This window comes from Streptomyces sp. HSS9-12 (genome assembly GCF_054963655.1).
This window is the reverse complement of sequence record NZ_JBUEGC010000045.1, coordinates 1-17,849: the sequence shown is the minus strand read 5'-3', so window position 1 is coordinate 17,849 and position 17,849 is coordinate 1. Positions and strand designations below refer to the sequence as shown.

Annotated in this window: 16 protein-coding genes; 8 read left to right on the top strand and 8 right to left on the bottom strand. The window is 70.3% G+C overall.

The genetic code is table 11. The annotated features are described in order from the left end of the window. Positions 1 to 93: 93 nt before the first annotated feature. Positions 94 to 720, bottom strand: coding sequence for a TetR/AcrR family transcriptional regulator (locus ACY34J_RS22085; RefSeq protein ID WP_462728254.1), 627 nt, complete (start codon positions 718 to 720; stop codon positions 94 to 96). Positions 721 to 917: 197 nt separating this feature from the next. On the opposite strand from ACY34J_RS22085, the gene ACY34J_RS22080 reads away from it, so the two are divergent. Beyond that, the gene (locus tag ACY34J_RS22080) at positions 918 to 3,218 is read left to right on the top strand and encodes an MMPL family transporter (protein ID WP_462728253.1); all 2,301 of its coding nucleotides are present in this window, start codon (positions 918 to 920) and stop codon (positions 3,216 to 3,218) included. A gap of 36 nt (positions 3,219 to 3,254) precedes the next feature. On the opposite strand, the gene ACY34J_RS22075 is transcribed toward ACY34J_RS22080, so the two are convergent. The 4 genes from ACY34J_RS22075 to ACY34J_RS22060 form a co-directional block, all read right to left on the bottom strand. Beyond that, on the bottom strand, positions 3,255 to 3,461 hold the full coding sequence (locus tag ACY34J_RS22075) for a helix-turn-helix transcriptional regulator (RefSeq protein ID WP_462728252.1): 207 nt from the start codon (positions 3,459 to 3,461) through the stop codon (positions 3,255 to 3,257). Between the two features lie 176 nt (positions 3,462 to 3,637). Then, the gene (locus ACY34J_RS22070) at positions 3,638 to 4,657 is read right to left on the bottom strand and encodes a Gfo/Idh/MocA family protein (protein ID WP_462728251.1); all 1,020 of its coding nucleotides are present in this window, start codon (positions 4,655 to 4,657) and stop codon (positions 3,638 to 3,640) included. Between the two features lie 190 nt (positions 4,658 to 4,847). Continuing rightward, a complete protein-coding gene (locus tag ACY34J_RS22065) occupies positions 4,848 to 5,867 on the bottom strand; it encodes a Gfo/Idh/MocA family protein (protein ID WP_462728250.1) in 1,020 nt (339 codons plus the stop codon). Between the two features lie 39 nt (positions 5,868 to 5,906). Next, a complete protein-coding gene (locus ACY34J_RS22060; protein WP_462728249.1) occupies positions 5,907 to 6,827 on the bottom strand; it encodes a sugar phosphate isomerase/epimerase family protein in 921 nt (306 codons plus the stop codon). A 226-nt stretch (positions 6,828 to 7,053) separates the two neighbouring features. Between ACY34J_RS22060 and iolC the strand changes: the two genes are divergently transcribed. The 5 genes from iolC (at position 7,054) to ACY34J_RS22035 (ending at position 13,538) form a co-directional block, all read left to right on the top strand. Then, entirely contained in the window at positions 7,054 to 8,094 is a 1,041-nt protein-coding gene (gene iolC, locus ACY34J_RS22055; RefSeq protein ID WP_462728248.1) for a 5-dehydro-2-deoxygluconokinase, read from the top strand. Between the two features lie 37 nt (positions 8,095 to 8,131). Beyond that, positions 8,132 to 9,019, top strand: a complete 888-nt coding sequence (locus tag ACY34J_RS22050; RefSeq protein ID WP_462728247.1) for a Cgl0159 family (beta/alpha)8-fold protein — start codon at positions 8,132 to 8,134, stop codon at positions 9,017 to 9,019. A gap of 128 nt (positions 9,020 to 9,147) precedes the next feature. Further along, complete coding sequence (gene iolB / locus ACY34J_RS22045) at positions 9,148 to 10,014, top strand: 5-deoxy-glucuronate isomerase (RefSeq protein ID WP_462728246.1); 867 nt, start codon at positions 9,148 to 9,150, stop codon at positions 10,012 to 10,014. Between the two features lie 15 nt (positions 10,015 to 10,029). Further along, a complete protein-coding gene (gene iolD, locus ACY34J_RS22040) occupies positions 10,030 to 11,949 on the top strand; it encodes a 3D-(3,5/4)-trihydroxycyclohexane-1,2-dione acylhydrolase (decyclizing) (RefSeq protein WP_462728245.1) in 1,920 nt (639 codons plus the stop codon). Positions 11,950 to 12,044: 95 nt separating this feature from the next. Next, positions 12,045 to 13,538, top strand: a complete 1,494-nt coding sequence (locus tag ACY34J_RS22035; protein WP_462728244.1) for a CoA-acylating methylmalonate-semialdehyde dehydrogenase — start codon at positions 12,045 to 12,047, stop codon at positions 13,536 to 13,538. A 93-nt stretch (positions 13,539 to 13,631) separates the two neighbouring features. Here the strand turns inward: ACY34J_RS22035 and ACY34J_RS22030 are convergent, their stop codons facing one another. Then, positions 13,632 to 13,904 carry a GlsB/YeaQ/YmgE family stress response membrane protein gene (locus ACY34J_RS22030; protein ID WP_462728243.1) on the bottom strand — a complete coding sequence of 91 codons (273 nt, stop codon included), beginning with the start codon at positions 13,902 to 13,904 and terminating at the stop codon, positions 13,632 to 13,634. Between the two features lie 268 nt (positions 13,905 to 14,172). On the opposite strand from ACY34J_RS22030, the gene ACY34J_RS22025 reads away from it, so the two are divergent. After that, a complete protein-coding gene (locus tag ACY34J_RS22025; RefSeq protein WP_462728242.1) occupies positions 14,173 to 14,604 on the top strand; it encodes an ATP-binding protein in 432 nt (143 codons plus the stop codon). A gap of 431 nt (positions 14,605 to 15,035) precedes the next feature. Here ACY34J_RS22025 and ACY34J_RS22020 read toward each other — a convergent pair whose 3' ends face one another. Further along, positions 15,036 to 16,028 carry a GNAT family N-acetyltransferase gene (locus ACY34J_RS22020; RefSeq protein WP_462728241.1) on the bottom strand — a complete coding sequence of 331 codons (993 nt, stop codon included), beginning with the start codon at positions 16,026 to 16,028 and terminating at the stop codon, positions 15,036 to 15,038. Positions 16,029 to 16,458: 430 nt separating this feature from the next. Here ACY34J_RS22020 and ACY34J_RS22015 point away from each other — a divergent pair, with 430 nt between their 5' ends. Then, entirely contained in the window at positions 16,459 to 17,106 is a 648-nt protein-coding gene (locus ACY34J_RS22015; RefSeq protein ID WP_462728240.1) for a hypothetical protein, read from the top strand. 71 nt (positions 17,107 to 17,177) lie between these two features. On the opposite strand, the gene ACY34J_RS22010 is transcribed toward ACY34J_RS22015, so the two are convergent. Beyond that, positions 17,178 to 17,603, bottom strand: coding sequence for a hypothetical protein (locus ACY34J_RS22010; protein WP_462728239.1), 426 nt, complete (start codon positions 17,601 to 17,603; stop codon positions 17,178 to 17,180). Positions 17,604 to 17,849: the final 246 nt, after the last annotated feature.

Here is a 17,849-nt window from a genome sequence, read left to right as displayed (position 1 = left end):
TACGTATGGACAACACAGTACCCCTAGGGGGTATTCCATTACGCGCTGCCCGTCGCTTTCAGCGCTACGTACGGCCGGCCGCCACGTAGGCGTTCAGTGTGAATTCTCGGCTGATGCCGGTGACCCTCGGGGGCCTTGCGGGGAGGAGGGTGCGGCCTCGGTGTCGGCGAGAGGGGCGAGGTAGCGGTGGAGCGAGGCCTTCAATTCGGCGATGTAGGCCTCCCGTTCCTCGCCCTCGTGAGCGAGAACCAGCTCCAGGCCGGCCTTGAAGAGGGCGAAACTCATCCTCGCGACACGGGCGCGGTGGGCGTCGGGCAGTCCGGGGGCGTAGAGGGAGATCAGGTTCTCGACGCGGTCCAGCAGGGAGGCGTGCAGTGCGTCGTGCTCCTCCACGAACTTTCCGGGCACGTCGGAGCTGTGGATCAGGGCGAGGAGCGCGGGGTGGTGGCAGTTGAACTCGATCAGTGGGTCGAGGATTGCCTCCAGTGTCTCGGCCAGCGGCAGTGAGGCGTCCGTGAACGTGAAGACCTGGCCGTGCGTTTGCCGCATCTGCTCGGTGAGGCGCCGCCCCAGCTCGACGGCGAGGGCCTCCTTGTTGGGGAAGAACTGGTACAGCGTGCCGGGGGAGACGCCGGCCTCGCGGGCGATGGCGTTGGTGCTGGCCGCGGTGTAGCCGGCCTTGCAGAACACGCGGGCCGCGGCCTCGAGCAACTGCGCCATGCGGCGCTCTCCTCGCGCCTGCCTGCGGCGAGGCTTCTCGGGCTCTGCTGGCTTGGTGTCCGGCACGCGTATCCCCAAGATCTCAAAGGGCGTTGACAAACACGAGTGCTCGCTCGCATTCTTTAGCCCTGGAGACGCGAGTGGTCGCTCGTGTTTGCCAGTTTATTGGCAACCAGGGGGAAGGGGACACCTGCGCCATGCCTGCTGTCAACCAGCCGATGGGGGGCTGGACCAGGGCGGTTACCGCCCGGCCACGGCTGTCGCTGCTGCTTGCTCTGCTGTTCACCGCGCTGGCCGTGGTCGCCGGGAGCGGTGTGGCCGACCGGATGGGCAGCGGGGGGTGGCAGGCGCCGGACGCCGAATCGTCGTATGCCACCAAGGCGCTGGAGCGCGCCTTCCCGGCCGCTCAGCCGAATCTGATGCTTCTCGTCGACAGCGGCGACGCGAAGGTCGACGATCCGGCCGTGGCCGCGGAGGCCGGCCGGCTCGCCCGGAATCTGGAGCGGGAGAAGTCGGTCAGCGGTGTCGGCTCCTACTGGGGCACCCGCTCGCCGGCGCTGCGGGCGAAGGACGGCCATGAGGCGTTGATCACCGCGCGGATCGAGGGCGACGAGCAGGCGCAGTCGCGGGTCCTGGACCGTATCGGGCCGAAGTTCCGCGGGCGGCACGGCCCGGTGGAGGTCTCGCTCGGCGGTCCGGTGGCGGTGCGGGACGAGTTGCAGACGACCATTCAGGAAGACCTGATGCGGGCGGAGTTGATCGCCCTCCCGGTCACTTTGGTGCTGCTCGTCATGGTCTTCGGCAGCGCGGTCGCCGCGCTGCTGCCGCTGGGCATCGGCATCGTGGCGATCCTCGGCACCAACGCCGTGCTCCGCGGGCTCACCGAGTTCACCGATGTCTCCGTCTTCGCGCAGAACCTCACCACCGCGCTGGGCCTGGGACTGGCCATCGACTATGCCCTGTTCATCGTGCGGAGGTTCCGCGAGGAGCTGGCCGGCGGGGCGCTGCCAGGGGCAGCCGTAGGGACGACCCTGCGCACCGCGGGGCGTACGGTTCTGTTCTCCGCGCTCACCGTTGCCGTCTCGCTCGCCGCGATGCTCGTCTTCCCGCAGTACTTCCTGCGCTCTTTCGCCTATGCCGGCATCGCCGTGGTGCTGCTGGCCGCGGCTGCCGCGCTCGTCATCCTGCCCGCCGCACTGGTGCTGCTCGGTGAGCGCGTGAATGCGCTGGATCTGCGCAAGCTGTTCTCGCGGGGGCGGCGCACCGTTCCGGGAGACTTCCCCTCGGCATCGGCGGAAGAGCACGGATCGCGCTGGGCCCGGGCCACCCGGCTGGTGATGCGGCGGGCGCCCGTCTTCGCTGTCGCCACCACCGCTGGTCTGGTGCTGCTCGGGCTGCCTTTCCTCGGCGTACGGTTCGGCACGGCCGACGACCGGCAGCTGCCCTCGACGGCCGAGTCCCATGTCGTCCAGCAGCACATCCGGGACGGTTTCCCGGGCAGCCCCGGCGGGGCGGTGCAAGTCCTCACCGAGGGCGGGCCGTCGGCCTCGGAGCTCGCGGACTACAGCAGCCGGATCTCCCGGCTCCCCGACGTGCTGAGGGTGGACGGCCCGACCGGGCAGTACGTCCGCGGGCAGCTCATCGGGGAGCCCGGACCGGCTGAAGCGGCCCGGTCGAACGGAGAGATCGCCCACATCGGCGTGCTGCCACGAGGGGAGGCGGTGGACGCCGCGAGCCAGGACCTGGTGCGGGAGATACGGTCCGAGCCGGCGCCCTTCAAGACCTCGGTCACGGGCACGGCCGCTGTCCTGGTGGACTCCAAGGACGCCATCGGCGAGCGGCTGCCGTGGGCCGCCGCGATCATCGTGGTCGTCACCCTGTTGCTGGTCTTCCTGCTCACCGGGAGTGTGCTGATACCGCTTCAGGCCGTCGTGCTCAACGCGCTCAGCCTTACGGCGATGTTCGGCGCCGTGGTATGGGTCTTCCAGGACGGGCATCTGTCCGGGCCGCTGGGCTTCACCTCCACCGGCGACATCGAGACCACGCTTCCCGTGCTGATGTTCTGCGTCGCCTTCGGACTGTCCATGGACTACGGCGTCTTCCTGCTCTCCCGGATCAAGGAGGAGTACGACCGGACCGGCGATCACCGGGGTGCGGTGGTCTTCGGCCTCCAGCGGACCGGCGGGCTGATCACCGCTGCCGCGGTCATCCTGGCCGTCGTCATGGTGGCCATAGGCACCTCGCGGGTGACCAACACCAAGATGCTGGGCCTGGGGATTGCCTTGGCTGTCCTCATGGACGCGATGGTCGTCCGGAGTCTGCTGGTACCCGCGGTGATGCGGCTCACCGGGCGCGCCACCTGGTGGGCGCCGGGACCGCTGCGCCGGCTGCACGGCCGTATCGGGCTGAGCGAGGGGGAGAGCCCGTCGGCAGGCGGCACCGAGTCCCGCCCCAAGGACATGGAACGGGACCCGGTGGGCGCTGCCCGCACCACCTGAGGCAGCCGGGGGGCTGCCTCACGCCAACTCTGGTCACTAAGGCAGGGGTTCCTGGCGGCCGCGGTTCCTCGGCCGGCTGGCGACCCACGCACGGATGGTGTCAGCGAACCAGTAGGGCTTGCCACCCTCCATCAGGTCGGGGGGTGGCAACAGCCCGTGCTTCCGATACGAACGGACGGTGGCGGTCTGCACGCGGATGTGCGCGGCGATCTCCTTGTACGACCACAGCTTCCGGTGAGTCATCTCTCGCACCTCCTCGCGGGACCGCAGCGTCGGCTGGGGGACCGACGGGACGGCTGCGGCACTTCCGCTGGTGATCTTCACCCTGTGTCCGGACAACGACATACAGCGAGAGGAGGAAGGCCCTGTTGAAGGTCTGTGACGCGGAACTCGCAGGGCGGTGACAACTGTGGCGAGAGTCAGACGATTTCGGCGATCCGCTTGGTGATCTCGCTGAGCTGTACGGCCCGGTGCTCGGTCCGGGACAGCTCGCAGGCCTCGGCGACCAGCAGGGCGTACAACGCCTCATGGCCGGAGCAGGGGTTTGGAGTATCGCCCCGCGCGGCCCGTACAAAGGCCTCGAGTTCCGCCCGGTACGCGCCGTCGAACCGATCCAGAAAGCCGGTCCAGGGGCGGGCTGGGGCTGCGGGCCCGCCGGGCTCGGCGGAGGTGAAGGGCGTACGGTCGTCCAGGCCGACGACGAACTGGTCGCGCTCGCCGGACAGTTCCATGCGCACGTCATAGCCGGCGCCGTTGTAGCGGGTGGCGGTGGCGGTGACGAGGGTGCCGTCGTCCAGGGTCAGCAGGGCGGCGGCGGTGTCCACGTCGCCTGCCTCGCGGAAGAACGCCGCTCCGCCGACCGAGCCGGTCGCGAAGACCTCGACGACCTCCCGCCCGGTCAGCCAGCGCACGGCGTCGAAGTCATGCACCAGGCAGTCCCGGATCAGCCCGCCGGACAGCGGGACGAATTCCGGGGGCGGCGGCGCGGCGTCGGAGGTGATGGCCCGGATGGTGTGCACCCGGCCGAGCCGCCCGGAGCGGTACGCCTCCTTGGCCGCCCGGTACCCGGCGTCGAAGCGCCGCTGGAAGCCGATCTGCAGCAGCGTCCCGGCGGCCTCGGCCTCCCGCAGCGCGCGCACCGTGCCGGCCAGATCGAGGGCGATGGGCTTCTCGCAGTACGTGGGCAGCCCGGCGCGCGCCGCGCGGGTGATGAGTTCGGCGTGCGAGGCGGTGGCGGTGGCGATCAGGATCGCGTCAACCCCCGCTGTGAACACGGCGTCCACCGACTCCGCCGCCCGGGCGCCGATCCGCTGAGCGAGCTCGGCTGCGCGCCCGCGGTCGGCGTCGCCGATCAGCAGCTCATCGACGCCGTCCATGCCCGCCAGGGCGGCGGCATGGAAGGCACCGATCCGGCCCGCGCCGAGAAATCCGATACGCATCAGCGGTTCCCTTGATGAGTGGGTGGACGGTTGTTGGGTACGAGCGTGGGCGTCCAAGCCGCCGGCCCGGCGCTCGCGCCGGGGATTCGCCCATCCATCCGCGGCTCTACAGGGCAGGCGGGTGGGAAGGCGACCCGCGGACGGCACGGGCCCGCAGGCTTGCGTAACAGCTCATCGGCTCGGCGGGCGCTCAGCTGTAGAAGGCAGGCCGCTCGATCATGCTGACGGCGGTGCGCTCGCCAGTGGCCTGGGCCCGTACGCCGGCCTCGCAGACGGCGGCCGCGGCGTAGCCGTCCCAGGCGCTGGGCCCCTCGACCTCGCCCCGCAGGGTCGCGTTCACCCAGCGCTGCACCTCACGGTCGTACGCCTCCTCGAATCGGGCCACGAAGTCGGGTGCGATCTCGCCACCCCAGCGGCCCGCGGTGTTGGTCATCAGGCCGTGTGCCTCGCCGATGCGCGCGGTGCCGTTCTCGCAGACCGCCTCGGCCTGCACCTGATAGCCGAAGCCGCAGGTGGCGAACATCTCGACATCGACGATCACCCCGCCATCGGTCTCGAACAGGACCAGCTGCGGGTCGCTGAGGCCGTGCGGCGCGCCGGAGTTGGGGCTCGGGCGGAGCACGGTGACCGCGGTGATCTCCTGCTCCAGCAGCCAGCGGGCGCAGTCCATCTCGTGCACCACAGAGTCGTTGATGAGCATCTCGTTGGTGAAGTAGTGGTGCACCGAGGCGTTGCGGTGACGGCAGTGCAGCATCAGGGGCCGGCCGAGCTCGCCGCTCGCGAGCAGCGACTTGAGCCTCATGTACTCGGAGTCATAGCGGCGCATGAAGCCGACCTGCACCCGGCGGTGGCCCAGCTTCTGTTCGGCCCCCAGCACCCGGAGCGCGGACGCGGAGTCCGGAGTGAGCGGCTTCTCGCACAGCACCGGCAGATCGTGTTCGAACGCCTGGAGCAGCGCGCCCTCGTGAGCCGGGCCGGGCGAGGCGATGAGTACCGCGTCGACGTCATCGGCGGCCATGGCCGCTGCCGGGTCGGTGTGGGCCCTGCAGCCCTCGATGCCGTCGGCGATGTGCTTGGCGCGCTCCGCGTCGATGTCGACGACCGCGGTCACCCGGGCCCCGCTGATGACCTCGTTGATCCGGCGTACGTGGTCGGCGCCCATCTTCCCGGTCCCGATGACCGCGACCCCGAGCGTCCCCTGCTGCGTCATGGTGTGTCTCTCCTCTTCCGTCGTTGACGTCAGGCGGGGTCAGGCTCCGCAGGAGCGCAGGAAGCGCCGGGTCCGCTCGGCGATCGGGAAGGGCCGGTCGGGTGGGCAGGGGTACATGTCCTGCTCCACGATCGCGAACAGGTCGACGCCGAGATTCTGTGCCGCGACCAGGACGGGCTCCAGCGCGGGTACCCCCTTCGGTGGCTCACACATCACCCCCTGGCGCACGGCCGGCCCGAAGGGCGTGCCGTTCTTGACCACGTCGGCAAGGATCTCCGGGTCCACCTGCTTGAGATGGAGGTAGCCGATCCGCTCGCCGTAGGTCTCGATGAGCTTGACGCTGTCGCCGCCGCAGTAGGCGTAGTGCCCCGTGTCCAGGCAGAGGCTGACCAGGCCGGGGTCGGTGGCGTCGAGGAACCGCGCGACGTTCTCCTCACCGTCGATGTGGGTGTCCGCGTGCGGGTGGACGACGATGTCGAGGCCGAACTGCTCGCGCACCTGCCGACCCAGCCGCTCCATGCCGGTTGTCAGATCGCGCCACTGGCCAGGCGTCAGCTCCGGGCTCTCGATCAGCTCGGCCGTCTTGTCATCGCGCCAGAAGGCCGGGATGACGACGAGATGACGGGCGCCCAAGGCCTGGGCGAGCCCCGCGACCTCGGCGACATGCCGCCAGGTGGCGTCCCAGACGGCCGGGCCGCGGTGCAGCGCGGTGAAGACGGTGCCGGCCGAGACCTTCAGGTTCCGGCGGGAGACCTCCTCGGTCAGGCGTGCCGGATCGGTGGGGAGGTACCCGTAGGGGCCCAGCTCGATCCAGGAGTACCCGGCCCGGGCGACCTCGTCCAGGAAGCGCTCCCAGGGCACCTGCTCGGGGTCGTCCGGGAACCACACCCCCCAGGAGTCCGGTGCGGATCCGACCCTGATGCGGTGCAGGCTGGGAGATGAGGGCGTGACGGCGGTCATGCGGCGGCTCTCCTCTCGCCGGTCGGCAGTGACCGGGCAAGGGCATACGTCGGGGCTGCTCGGTAGCTTTCATGCCCCTCCCAAGGGGTGTCAAGACTGTGTCCTGACATTAGGACTTAACGTCACTCCCTCGTTTCAAGACAAGTCAATATGTTAGGACAAACTATTGACAGGGTTCCGCGGGCCCGACTAGACCTGTGCCAGAGCCGAATCCGAAGGGGCGCGTATGAGCGAGCCGTACGACCTGATCACGATGGGCCGGATCGGGGTGGACATCTATCCGCTGCAGACCGGTGTACCGCTGGCGAAGGTCGAGTCCTTCGGCAAGTTCCTCGGCGGCTCCGCCACGAACGTCGCGGTGGCCGCCGCCCGGCTCGGCCGCCGCACCGCGGTCGTCAGCCGCACCGGCCAGGACCCGTTCGGCGACTACATCCATCAGGCGCTGCGCGAGTTCGGCGTGGACGACCGCTGGGTCACCGCGGTGCCGCGGTACCCCACCCCGGTCACCTTCTGCGAGATCTTCCCGCCCGACGACTTCCCCCTGTACTTCTACCGGCAGCCCAAGGCACCGGACCTGGAGATCGCGGCGGACGAACTCGATCTGGACGCCATCCGCACCGCCCGCGTCTTCTGGGTGACCGGCACCGGTCTGTGCGAGGAGCCCAGCCGCGGCAGCACGCTGGCCGCCGTGGCGGCACGGACGCAGGCGCGTCGGCCCAGGCCCGACGGCGGCCCCGGGATCACGGTCTTCGACCTCGACTGGCGTCCCATGTTCTGGGGCGGGGAAGGCGGCGCGTCCGGCGCTGGCGGCCGCACCGGAACCGCCGCCATGGCCGCCGCCCGCCCGTACTACGAGGCGGCGCTCGCGCACGCGACGGTCGCGGTCGGCAACCTCGACGAGTGCGAGGTCGCCACGGGCGTCCGCGAGCCCAAGGACTGCGCCCACGCCCTGCTCGACGCGGGTGTGGAACTCGCCGTCGTCAAGCAGGGCCCCAAAGGCGTCCTCGCCGTGCACCGCGACGGCAGCACCGCCGAAGTGCCGCCCGTACCGGTCGAGGTCGTCAACGGACTCGGCGCCGGCGACGCGTTCGGTGGCTCGCTGTGCCACGGCCTGCTCGCCGGCTGGAACCTGGAACGCACCATGCGTTACGCCAACGCCGCGGGCGCCATCGTCGCCTCCCGCCTCGCCTGTTCCTCCGCGATGCCCACCCAGGCCGAGGTCGAGCAGGCCCTCGCCCGAGGCGCGGAGTCCCTCGCGCGCCCGTGACCCCACCGCGGCCCACGAACCCGAGAGAGAGCCACTCTTGAGCATCCGTATCTCCGACATCGTGCGGGTGCGGACCCGGCACCCCGAGGCCATCGCCGAGGCCGCGGCCCGTCGCATCCGCCGCCCCCTGATCGGCGACAGCGGCCGGCTGATGATCGTCGCGGCCGACCACCCAGCGCGCGGCGCCCTGGCCGTCGGCGGCCAGGAACTGGCCATGGCCAACCGCGTCGACTTGTTGGAGCGGCTGTGCCTGGCGCTGTCCCGGCCCGGAGTGGACGGCGTGCTCGCCACCGCCGACATACTCGACGACCTGCTGCTGCTCGGTGCCCTCGACGACAAGGTCGTCATGGGCTCGATGAACCGCGGCGGACTCGCCGGCGCGTCCTTCGAAATGGACGACCGGTTCACCGGCCACCGGGCCGAGGACATCGAGCGGCTCGGCTTCGACGCGGGCAAGCTGCTGCTGCGCATCGACTACGACGACCCCGGCTCGCTCGCCACCCTGATGTCCACGGCCCGCGCCATCGACGACATGGCCGCCCGCCGGCTGCCGGTCTTCGTCGAGCCGTTCATATCCCGCCGGGTGGAGGGGAGGGTGACCAACGACCTCAGCCGCGCGGCGGTCACCAAGTCCGTCGCCATCGCCTCCGGCCTCGCCGGCACCTCCGCCTACACCTGGCTGAAGGTTCCGGTCACCGAGAACCCGGACGACATGGCCGCCGTCATGGAGACCTCCACCCTGCCCGCGGTGCTGCTCGGCGGCGACGTCGGCACCTCTGCCGAAGACCAGGCCGGGGCATACGAGAAGTGGCGCAAGGCGCTGCGGCTGCCGACCGTGCAGGGCCTGGTCGTCGGCCGGTCACTGCTCTACCCGGCCGACGGGGATGTGGCCGCGGCCGTCGACACCGCCGTCTCGCTCCTGTGAACAGGTTCCCGAACAGGCCCTCTGGCAGGTCCGTTGAACAAGTCGCTCCGCTGAACAAGTCGCTCCGTTGAACAAGTCGCTCCGCCCGCCGCCCCGAACAGCCACTCCGACCCAGGAGACTTCCACCCATGACCGCCAACAGCTTCCACTTCCCGGCCGGAAGCGCAGGCAAGGGACCGTACACCCTGCACATCGACCCCCAGCGGGCCGGCTGGGGCTACTGCAGCCTGCGCGTGCTCGACCTGCCGCCCGGCGGCTGGCACAGCTTCGACAGCCGCGACAGTGAGTGGATCGTGCTGCCGCTGTCCGGCGCCTGCACCGTGGCGACCGGGGGAGAGACCTTCGCCCTCCGCGGCCGGGAGAATGTCTTCGCCGGGGTGACGGACTTCGCCTACGTCCCGCGCGACGCCCAGGTCTCCCTCGCCTCCCGCGAGGGCGGCCGCTTCGCGCTGACCGGCGCCCGCTGCGAGCGCCGCCTGCCCGCCCGCTACGGGGCCGCCTCCGCCGTCCCCGTCGAGCTGCGCGGAGCCGGAATGTGCTCACGCCAGGTCAATAACTTCGCCGCGGCAGACGCGTTCGAATGCGACAAGCTCATCGCGGTGGAAGTCCTCACCCCCGGCGGCAACTGGTCCTCCTACCCGCCGCACAAGCACGACGAGTGCCGCCCCGGCGAGGAGTCCGAGCTGGAGGAGATCTACTACTTCGAGATCGCCCAGTCCCACGGCACCCAGGGCTTCGGCTACCAGCGCGTGAGCCCCTCCGGCCCGGGCAGGGAGACCGACGTCCTCGCCGAGGTGCGCACCGGCGACGCCGTCGTCATCCCGAACGGCTGGCACGGCCCGTCCATCGCCGCCCCCGGCCACGGCATGTACTACCTCAACGTCATGGCCGGACCGGGGGAGAAACGGGAGTGGCTGATCTGCGACCACCCCGAGCATGCCTGGATCCGCTCCATCTGGTCCGACCAGCCCGTCGACCCCCGCCTCCCGCTCTAACCCTGAGAGGTCCCGATGAGCCGCCCGACCAGCCCGACCAGCCTGACCAGCGAAGGCAGCCCCACCCGCCGGCTCACCGTCGCCCAGGCGCTGGTGGAGTTCCTGGCCCACCAGTACACCGAGCGGGACGGCCGGCGGCACCGGCTGGTGGGCGCCTGCTGGGGCATCTTCGGCCACGGCAATGTGGCCGGGCTCGGCCAGGCGCTGCTGGAGTCCGGGCGGCAGACCATGCCGTACCTCCAGGGCCGCAACGAGCAGGCCATGGTGCACGCCGCCGTCGCCTACGCCCGGCAGTCGGGCCGGCTGTCCACCCACGCCGTCACCACCTCCATCGGCCCCGGCGCCACCAACCTCGTCACCGGCGCCGCCCTCGCCACCGTCAACCGGCTGCCCGTCCTCCTGCTGCCGGGGGACACCTTCGCCACCCGCCCCGCCGACCCGGTACTGCAGCAGCTCGAAGTCCCGTACGCGGGCGATATCTCCGTCAACGACTGCCTGCGCCCCGTCTCCCGCTGGTTCGACCGGGTCACCCGGCCCGAGGCGCTGATCCCCGCCGCGCTGCAGGCCGTACGCGTTCTCGCCGACCCCGTCGAAACCGGCGCCGTCACCCTCGCCCTGCCCCAGGACGTCCAGGCCGAGGCGTACGACTGGCCTGAGGAGTTCTTCGCCGACCGGGTCTGGCACGTACGCCGCCCCGCGCCCGACGCCTCCGCGCTCGACGACGCCGTCCACGCCGTACGCTCCGCCGCCCGGCCCCTGATCATCGCCGGTGGCGGCATCCACCACAGCGAGGCCGAGGACGCGCTCAAGGCGCTCGTCGACGCGACCGGCATCCCCGTCGCCTCCACCCAGGCAGGCAAGGGCTCGCTGCCTTACGACCACCCCTGCGACGTCGGCGGCATCGGGCACACCGGCACGGAGGTCGCCGACGACCTCGCGCGCACCGCCGACCTGGTCATCGGAATCGGCACCCGCTACACCGACTTCACCACCGCCTCCGCCACCCTCTTCGCCGCGCCCGGGGTGCGCTTCGTCAACCTCAACATCACCCCGTTCGACGCCCACAAGATGGGCGGCCTCGCGCTCGTCGCCGACGCGCGAGCCGGGCTCGAAGCGCTGCACCAGGGCCTTGCCGGGCACCGGGTGGACGAGACCTACGAAGCGGAGTACCGCACCGGCAAGGCCCGCTGGGAGGAGGTGGTCGAGCGCGCGTACGCCGCGGAGGACGAGGACGCCCGCCCCTCCCAGGCCCAGGTGCTCGGCGCCCTGGACGCGGTGGTCGGCGACGAGGACGTGATCATCAACGCGGCCGGCTCGCTCCCCGGCGACCTCCACAAGCTGTGGCGGGCCCGCTCGCCCCGCCAGTACCACCTCGAGTACGGCTACTCCTGCATGGGCTACGAGATCCCCGCCGCCATCGGCGTCCGGCTCGCCGCCCCCGACCGCCCCGTATGGTCCCTCGTCGGCGACGGCACGTATCTGATGATGCCGACCGAGATCGTCACCGCGGTCCAGGAGGGCATCAACTTCACGATGGTGCTGATCCAGAACCACGGCTACGCCTCCATCGGCGGGCTCTCCGAGCAGGTCGGCGCGGAGCGCTTCGGCACCGCCTACCGCTTCCGGTCCGAGGACGGCACGTACACCGGCGCCCCGCTGCCGGTCGACCTCGCCGCCAACGCCGCCAGCCTGGGCATGGCCGTGATCCGCGCCGCGACCGTACGTGAGCTGCGGGAAGCGCTGGCGACAGCCCGTGCCTCCGACCGCCCCACATGTGTCTATGTGGAGACCGAAACAGCCGACACAGTGTCCGGCGCGCCTGCCGCCCAGGCGTGGTGGGATGTTCCGGTAGCCCAGACCGCCACCCGGCCGGCAGCCGTCAAGGCGCGGGAGGAGTACGACCGCCAGGCGGCCGGGCGGCGCCGCCACCTCTAGCGCTGCCGCGCACGGACCGGGCCACCGGACCGTGCCGACGGCGCGGAAGTGCCTGCCGGATCCCGAGTCCTCCAGTTGAGAAAGGCCACGCAGGAATGAAGACCATCGACCACTGGATCGACGGCAAGGCCGTTGAAGGAGCGTCCGGCAACTATGGGCCCGTCACCGATCCCGCGACCGGCGCGCAGACCACTCGGGTCGCCCTGGCCGGCGTGGAGGAGGTCGACCGTGCGGTCGCCGCGGCCAAGGCCGCGTACCAGACCTGGGGCACCTCCTCGCTCGCGATGCGCACCTCGGTGCTGTTCAAGTACCGCGAGCTGATCGACGCGCACCGCGACGAGCTCGCCCGGCTGATCACCGCCGAGCACGGCAAGGTGCACTCCGACGCGCTCGGCGAGGTAGCCCGCGGCCTGGAGATCGTCGAGCTGGCCTGTGGCATCCCGCAGCAGCTCAAGGGCGAGCTGTCCACCCAGGTCTCCAACCGCGTGGACGTGGCCGCGATCCGCCAGCCGCTCGGCGTAGTCGCGGGCATCACGCCGTTCAACTTCCCGGCCATGGTGCCGATGTGGATGTTCCCGCTGGCCATCGCCTGCGGCAACACCTTTGTGCTCAAGCCGAGCGAGAAGGACCCGTCGGCCGCGATCAAGCTGGCCGAGCTGGCGGCCGAGGCGGGCCTCCCGGAGGGCGTCCTGAACGTGGTCAACGGTGACAAGGTCGCGGTCGACCGGCTGCTGGAGCACCCCGACGTCGCCGCCGTCAGCTTCGTCGGCTCGACCCCGATCGCCCGCTACATCCACCAGACCGCCTCGGCGCACGGCAAGCGCGTACAGGCCCTGGGCGGCGCCAAGAACCACATGCTGGTGCTGCCCGACGCCGACCTGGACGCGGCCGCGGACGCTGCGGTGTCCGCCGCCTACGGCTCGGCCGGTGAGCGCTGCATGGCGATCTCCGCGGTCGTCGCGGTCGGGGACACCGGGGACGAGCTCGTGGAGAAGATCCGCGAACGCGCCGAGAAGATCAAGATCGGCCCCGGCGACGACCCGGCGTCCGAGATGGGCCCGCTGATCACCAAGGCGCACCGCGACAAGGTCGCCTCGTACGTCACCGGCGCGGCCGCCCAGGGCGCCGAGGTCGTGCTCGACGGTACCGGCTTCACCGTCGAGGGCTACGAGGACGGCCACTGGATCGGTCTCTCGCTGCTCGACAAGGTCTCGACGGACTCGGACGCGTACCGGGACGAGATCTTCGGCCCGGTGCTGTGTGTGCTGCGTGCGGAGACGTACGAGGACGGCGTGCGGCTGATCAACGAGTCGCCGTTCGGCAACGGCACCGCGATCTTCACCCGGGACGGCGGGGCCGCGCGGCGCTTCCAGCTGGAGGTGCAGGCGGGCATGGTCGGCGTGAACGTGCCGATTCCGGTGCCGGTGGGCTACCACTCCTTCGGTGGCTGGAAGGACTCGCTCTTCGGCGACCACCACATCTACGGCAACGACGGCGTGCACTTCTACACGCGCGGCAAGGTCGTCACCACGCGGTGGCCGGACCCGAGCGACGCCGGCGTGGACCTGGGCTTCCCCAAGAACCACTGAGCCAGTGGCCCGCACCTGAGAGAGCCGTCGGCCGTGCCAAGGGCACGGCCGACGGCTCTTTCGTGGGTGCGGTGGGCTTCCCCGGACCTCGCGTCAGCGGCGCTCGCGGGAGTTGCCGAACAGCAGGCGATAGGCGATCAGCAGGACCAGCGCGCCCGCGATGGCGGCGAGCCACGTCTTCGGGTCGTAGAAGTCGCGGTTGATCGGCCGGTCGAGGAACGTCGCCGACAGCCAGCCGCCGATGAACGCCCCGGCCACGCCGATGAAGGTGGTGCCGACGAGGCCACCCGGGTCCCGTCCCGGCAAAAGGACTTTGGCGATGACCCCGGCTATGAGGCCCAGGGTGATCCAGCTGATGATGCCCATGACGAGGTCCTCCCCAGGTGGCGGCAGTCCATGCGGAATTGTGCTGCTGGACGCCACGTACGAACACTGAGAGGACGCCTTCGATCGTCTCCACGGTTTCTTCGATCAACTTCTGTGCGAGTCTGCCCAATTGCGGTGACTCCTGGTGGTGATGTGTGACGCGGAGTAGCGTCCTGTACGGATCGCATTCCTTCGCCGGCTGCAGAGGCATGGGGCAGCGGCACATGCCGGGCGGTTGATTTCTGACGGAGGTCAAGGTGACGAAGGCATGAACGCGGAGGTGGCGGATCTGCCGGAGGAGAGGCTCCTGGAGCTGCTGTTCGCCGGTGAGGACGTACCCAAGCTGCGGCTGCGCATCACGGAGTGCGCGGCCCAGGCAGGGCTCGAGGAGCCCCGCCGCAGCGACTTCGTCCTCGCCGTCCACGAGGTCGCATGCAACGCCATCGAGCACGGGGGCGGCGAAGGCCGGCTGCTGCTCTACCGCAGCGGCGGCGCACTGCGCTGCCGGGTCACCGACAACGGCCCCGGGTTCAGCGAAGACGTCATCCCGCCGGAGCCACCGGGCGTGCTGAGCGGTGAGGGCGGCCGGGGGCTGTGGCTGACGCGCCAACTGACCGACCGTCTGGAGATCGCGGCGGGCGCGGCCGGAGCGATGGGCGCCGTGGTGACCTTGGTCGTCACCTTGCGACGCCAGTCCTGACGCGACGCTGTCGCCGGCCGGTGCCTGTATGGCCCGGGAAGGGGGAGCCCGTGCTGGCCGGTCGTATCTACTTCATCGCCAACGAGCCGGCCAAGCCCGTGCGTCCGGTCAACCGTTCAGCCGCCCAACAGGCCTGGAGTCATGCCAGGCGGCGGCCCCGCACTGGCGTTCCCGGCGCGGGGCTGAAGTCGCCACCCCTCGGCGGACCTCGGCCAGCCAGCGCGCTCCTCGTCGTCGTAACGTGACGGCCGGTCAGTCCGCAGGTGGCAGCGGCCAGATGCTGGACAGCGGCGTGAGCTGGAGTCCGAACGTGGCGGCGGTGGACTCGACGTCGCGGGTTGGGGTGAGGCTGCCTCCTGAGCACCTACGTGGGCCGACACGTGGGGCGGCCGACCACTGTCAGCGGTGGTCTGACCGCCCCGGTCACAGCCCTAGCCGTTGGTCACCACGGCGATGACGACCAGCCAGCACACCGCGACCAGCGCGGGGAGTAGCACCATGAACATTCCGGTCGGGGAGGCCTGCAGCCACCCGTTGCCCGCCTCGCCGACGTCCCTGCTGACGATCCGCTGGCCACCGTGCCAGGCCAAGTGCTCCTCCAGCTCCATGACCGCCTTCTTACGGGCCTGCAGATAGCGGCGTCCGAAACGGAGCATCTGGGAGAAGGCCACGGCCGTCCCGAATCCGATGACGCCGATGATCACGGCCAGCCCGCGGGCCATCTGCTCCGACGCCGCCCCGTCCTTGCCGAACGCGAAGGCGATGGCAGCGGCGAGGGCCGCGGTGATGTAGAAGAAGTTGTTCAACTTCTGCCAGTTGGTGTTGTCCTCGTGCTTGTAGAGATCCACGGCGATGCCGTACTGGGAGTACAGCAGTGCCTCGCGGGGCTTGCGCCGCACCCACACCACACGCAGCCGGCCGTCCGGCGGGACCAGCCAGGTCAGCTCCTCGAAGCCCAGTCGGCGGTGGAACCTCGTGGACGCCTCGTTGGGCGGCTCCGCGACGACCGCGGCGATCACCGGGCTCTCGTTCCACTGGTCCAGCACGTGGTAGTACAGCCGCGACGCCACGCCCTGCCGGGCCGCGTCCCGCGACACACAGATCTGCTTGATCACCAGGAAACTGCCCAGGGCAGTCTTGATCCGGCGGTTGAGCCACTCGTCGGCTTCGAGGCGCTGATCGCTGTAGGCCAGCAGAAAGCCCAGGACGTTGGTGCCCTTGACCGCCACGTAGAAGTGCTCGGCGGTGTTCAGCCGCGCACGGTAGGTCTGCACGGTGAAGTCCGAAACGAGGAACCCTTCGTGGCCGGCCTGCAGCGGGTCCGTACGCTCCAGGCTCCGTGACGCGGCCAGCGCCGCGATGTGTTCCAGGTGGTCTTCGCGCGCGCGGATGATCTGGAGCTCCTCCGCCTTGTCATCGAACATCCCCGTTCCCCCTCCCGCCGACCTGTTCGCCTCAACTTATCGCCATGGACTGAGAGTTGCTCGACTCTAGCCGCCTGCCCACGGCATGCGCGCCAGTATGGGGGCCGCGCGACCAGACCGCCGGGTCCGTCGGTCGCCGTCAGTCGAACCGGATGTGTGCGATCCCGTCCACGCCCTGCGCAGCCGCGCCCCCGGCGGGCACTGTCCGTGTTCGGGATGAGCTTCAGCCCGGCAGAGGCGGCGATGTGGTCGGCGACCTACGGGATCGTGAGACGGCCGGCCCACACATGGTGCGGCTCCTGACCCACCGACTGGGGCCCGCCGCACGATCCGCGGCGGGCCTCTTCGCGCCGCCGAAAGGCCGTCACATTCCGGTCACGAAACCTCCCAACCCAGACATCACCCAATCAGACAGGACATCATCTGCTCTATGCGCATCCGAGCCTTTACCTCCGCCGCATGTACCGCGGCCGCAGTCCTCGCACTGGCCGCCTGCGAGCCGAGCAGCGGCACACCCGCGAGCGGCAAGCCCGCACCGGCACAGGACGCAACAGCCAGCGGGCAGGACGACCCCGGCAACAGCGACACATCGGCCGGCAAGCGTGGTGACCTGCCCAACCTCGTCGGCAAGGGCCTCCAGTCCGCCCAAGACACCGCGCAGGCCGCCGGGTTCTACTACCTCACCAGCCACGACGCGCTCGGCAGAGGCCGCAACCAGATCCTCGACCGCGACTGGAAGGTCTGCTCCCAGATCCCGAAGCCCGGCCGGCACGGCACCGACGTCAAGGTCGGCCTGGGTGCGGTGAAGCTGGAGGAGACCTGCCCCGCGAAGGACGCCGAGCCGCAGAAGGAAGCCGACGGCACCATGCCGGACTTCCAGGGCAAGGCGGTGAAGGTGGCCCGCCAGGCGTTGGCGTCGAACACGAGCCTCACGGTGAAGGACGCCACCGGCATGGGCCGGTGGGTGGTGGTGGAATCCAATTGGAAGGTGTGCTCTCAGGATCCCGCGGCCGGCGCGAAGCTGAGCGGGCAGCCGGTGACGCTGAACGCCGTGAAGTTCGAGGAGTCGTGCCCGTAGGCCCAACGGACCCAGCACAGCGCCCCCGCACCGGAATCGTCCGGGCGGGGGAACTGTCGTGTCCCGGGCCGTCAGCCCCTCTTCGTCTTGTCTGTGATCAGCTTCGGGTCCAGCAGCGTCACACCCGCCGTCACATCCAGCGCCGCTTTGAAGCACGGCGAGCCGTCCGCGTCCGCGGCCGGGTTCCCCTCGCACTGCTCCCCGATGTACCGGGCGTGGGACTCGGACATCGTCAGCAGCTGCTGGTGGCCTGCGGGTAGGTGTGGGTACGGCCCGCTCCGATGGACCTGATGGGGCAGGCTGCCGGTGCGGGTCCGGGAGGCGTCTTCGCCGATGGTGACTTCGCGAACGAAGTGCTGGGCTTCGATGGCCGGTTGGCCGCGTACGCAGTGGGCCAGGACCGTGGCATCGGCGATCTCGACGGGCTCGGTAGTGACGCTGGGACTCGCCCTATGACGAAGGCCACCCGCACCGTGCGGGTGGCCTTCGTCATTCATGCGTCGTACGGAGAATCAGCGGTCCCTGGTGATCCTCAGGACCTGCTGCGGTCCGCCGCTACGTACTCGTAGAAGCTCCGGTGGCCGTTTCAGTGTCCTTTGTGCTTGATGGTGGCGGTGTCGGTGGCGGTGTGCGTCGTGGTGTCGCCGCCTCCCCTGACAGTTGCGGTGTTGGTGACCTTGCGTTCGCGGTCTCCCGTGCCGGTGGCGGTCTTGGTGTCCTGGTGCTGGGTGCGGCAGGAGACC

Coding starts and splice junctions, on each gene's coding strand:
- ACY34J_RS22085 (WP_462728254.1), bottom strand. CDS start 720: ATGGCGCAGTTGCTCGAGGCCGCGGCCCGCGTGTTCTGCAAGGCCGGC.
- ACY34J_RS22070 (WP_462728251.1), bottom strand. CDS start 4,657: ATGCGTATCGGATTTCTCGGCGCGGGCCGGATCGGTGCCTTCCATGCC.
- ACY34J_RS22035 (WP_462728244.1), top strand. CDS start 12,045: ATGAAGACCATCGACCACTGGATCGACGGCAAGGCCGTTGAAGGAGCG.
- ACY34J_RS22075 (WP_462728252.1), bottom strand. CDS start 3,461: ATGACTCACCGGAAGCTGTGGTCGTACAAGGAGATCGCCGCGCACATC.
- ACY34J_RS22010 (WP_462728239.1), bottom strand. CDS start 17,603: ATGAATGACGAAGGCCACCCGCACGGTGCGGGTGGCCTTCGTCATAGG.
- ACY34J_RS22060 (WP_462728249.1), bottom strand. CDS start 6,827: ATGACCGCCGTCACGCCCTCATCTCCCAGCCTGCACCGCATCAGGGTC.
- ACY34J_RS22015 (WP_462728240.1), top strand. CDS start 16,459: ATGCGCATCCGAGCCTTTACCTCCGCCGCATGTACCGCGGCCGCAGTC.
- ACY34J_RS22065 (WP_462728250.1), bottom strand. CDS start 5,867: ATGACGCAGCAGGGGACGCTCGGGGTCGCGGTCATCGGGACCGGGAAG.
- ACY34J_RS22025 (WP_462728242.1), top strand. CDS start 14,173: ATGAACGCGGAGGTGGCGGATCTGCCGGAGGAGAGGCTCCTGGAGCTG.
- iolB (WP_462728246.1), top strand. CDS start 9,148: ATGACCGCCAACAGCTTCCACTTCCCGGCCGGAAGCGCAGGCAAGGGA.
- iolD (WP_462728245.1), top strand. CDS start 10,030: ATGAGCCGCCCGACCAGCCCGACCAGCCTGACCAGCGAAGGCAGCCCC.
- ACY34J_RS22030 (WP_462728243.1), bottom strand. CDS start 13,904: ATGGGCATCATCAGCTGGATCACCCTGGGCCTCATAGCCGGGGTCATC.
- ACY34J_RS22080 (WP_462728253.1), top strand. CDS start 918: ATGCCTGCTGTCAACCAGCCGATGGGGGGCTGGACCAGGGCGGTTACC.
- ACY34J_RS22020 (WP_462728241.1), bottom strand. CDS start 16,028: ATGTTCGATGACAAGGCGGAGGAGCTCCAGATCATCCGCGCGCGCGAA.
- iolC (WP_462728248.1), top strand. CDS start 7,054: ATGAGCGAGCCGTACGACCTGATCACGATGGGCCGGATCGGGGTGGAC.